Source organism: Lactobacillus rizhaonensis (genome assembly GCF_036246345.1).
Classification (GTDB): Bacteria; Bacillota; Bacilli; order Lactobacillales; family Lactobacillaceae; genus Lactobacillus; species Lactobacillus rizhaonensis.
In genome coordinates this window covers 1-2,079 of the sequence record NZ_BTTV01000012.1, presented here as the reverse complement: position 1 = coordinate 2,079, position 2,079 = coordinate 1, and the positions used below count along the sequence as shown (strand labels likewise).

At 34.5% G+C, this 2,079-nt stretch carries 2 protein-coding genes; one reads left to right on the top strand and one right to left on the bottom strand.

Translation table 11 applies throughout. The features are described 5' to 3' along the window. The first annotated feature begins 580 nt into the window (after positions 1 to 580). Entirely contained in the window at positions 581 to 1,705 is a 1,125-nt protein-coding gene (locus tag AAA915_RS09200) for a serine hydrolase domain-containing protein (protein WP_420915127.1), read from the top strand. A gap of 106 nt (positions 1,706 to 1,811) precedes the next feature. On the opposite strand, the gene AAA915_RS09195 is transcribed toward AAA915_RS09200, so the two are convergent. Further along, positions 1,812 to 2,079, bottom strand: a 268-nt coding sequence (locus AAA915_RS09195; RefSeq protein WP_338201878.1) for an SLAP domain-containing protein, incomplete at its 5' end; no start/stop codon positions are given.

Below are 2,079 nucleotides of genomic sequence, written 5' to 3'. Positions count from 1 at the left end.
CTTGCGAAATTGACTTCGCTCTTTTGTTTTGGGTTCTTGATAACCCGCACATTTTTGCGAAAACATTGTTCAGTTTTCAAGGTACTACCTGCTGCTCTAAAGCAGCTTTTTTATTTTGCCAGATTCATCTGCTTTTGTCAAGCACTTTTTTCTGACTCTTTTTGCCGTCTTACCGGACAGCGTTTATTATCTTACTAAAACATCTGACTTTTGTCAACTGCTTTTGCTTGATTTTTTTAAGGCTGCCTTCGTGCTCCCGCCTTGCGGCTCATTGCCCGACGACAGTTATTAATACTAGCAATTATTTTCTCTTTTTGCAAGTCTTTTTTGCAATTTTTTGAAGTAAAAATATTTCTACATTATATTTGAACTATTTTTTTTGATAATTAGCCTGGGTTCGCCGCAGTCTAGTTTGAATTGTCACACAATTCCTTAAAATATTTGTCTCATATCTTCTTTATTTGTCACAATTTCGTATCTTAAAAATATCAAACGTTATCTAAACTTAATCCTTTCGTATAACCTAATTAATTTAAAAGTTTTATAATACAACTATCTTTTTAAGGAGATTAAAACTATTTTGAAACATAAAATCATTACACTAGCCACGTCCTTAGTCATGGCCGTAACACCCCTAGCCGCTGTTTCTACTACGCAAGTCAAAGCGGCACCAAGCAGCATACAGACAGAGATGTATAATTTTGTCAGAAATACCTTTCAAAAACATCATGTTCGCGGTATTGTCACCGTTGTTAAAAACGGTGTACCACAGACAATTAGCTATGGTTATGCTTGGTATGGCAAGCGTATCGGTAACGGCAATAGCAAAGTCGTCTATCCGACAGCTTCTTTGCAAAAAGTAATAACTGCGGCCATGGTAGTACAATTAATTAACGAAACCAAGGGCACTAACAATGAATTTACTCAATATACCAAAATATCTCGGTGGTATCCTAACCTCAAAAACGCTGATAATATTACTGTAGGTAATCTATTGACTCATACTTCTGGCATTATGGCTACTAAAACTGAAATAGACAGAGGTTATAATTATTCGGAAGACAAAGCAATTAACTGGGTAGTTAACAACATTAATTCTTCTCCATCCGACACAATAGGTAATTATCATTACAATAATAGTAATTATATTTTACTTACAGGCATTATCAGGCAAATCACCGGTAGATCGTATGCAGATAATATCCAAAGCCGAATTATTGACAAGCTGAACTTGCAAAATACATATCTTTACCAAAACATTCCTAAGAGTAAAACGGATCCCATTTCATACTATTCGAATGGTGGTAAAAATTATCAACAAGCCGCTTATCTTAAAAAGAGTTTAGTTTCACAGATTCCAGGTGCTGGTAATCTATTTACTACTACAGAAGAATATTACAAAATGCAAGTTGGTTTAACAGATGGCTCTATTCTTAATAAAAACGATTTTTATTATCTAACACACTTAAAAAGCAAAGTAGTTAATTATTCGGGCGGACTTTATTTATATAATAACGATAATATTAAAAACGCCTATGGGAGTTTTAAAGGGGTTCATTTTGGTACTTGGATGCAGCTCACTGCAGATAATCAAAACGGTATTGTGATGTTTTTAAATCAAACTGATGATAATGAAAATGACCAAAAAGATGTAGGCTACGAAATATTGCAGCACATCAAGCCTAATACTTTTGTAGCGCGTTAATTTGATTTAGCTTAACTTCTAAAATCATTTAATATGATGAATTCGGTTTAAAACAAATAAGAGTTAGGAGAATATCCTAACTCTTATTTTTTACTTGTAATATTTATTAAAAGTTACTCTTTTTGACGTATTGGTTTTTCCCTACGATATAGTATAGCTTCCGGTGGATCTTAACGGCTGCGCCATAAGTTCTTACCTTTTGTCCCTTCTTTAAAGCTTTTAGCTGCAGCTTTTTAGCCGTTTTACCGTAAACGTAGCTGTTGCGTCTTAGCTTGCGTTTAACGCCGGAAACATTAGTAGCCTTAACATAGTTGTCCTGGCCTAAATCGTAATACTTCTTGCCCTGAATAACTTTAGTGCCATAGGTCCAAATG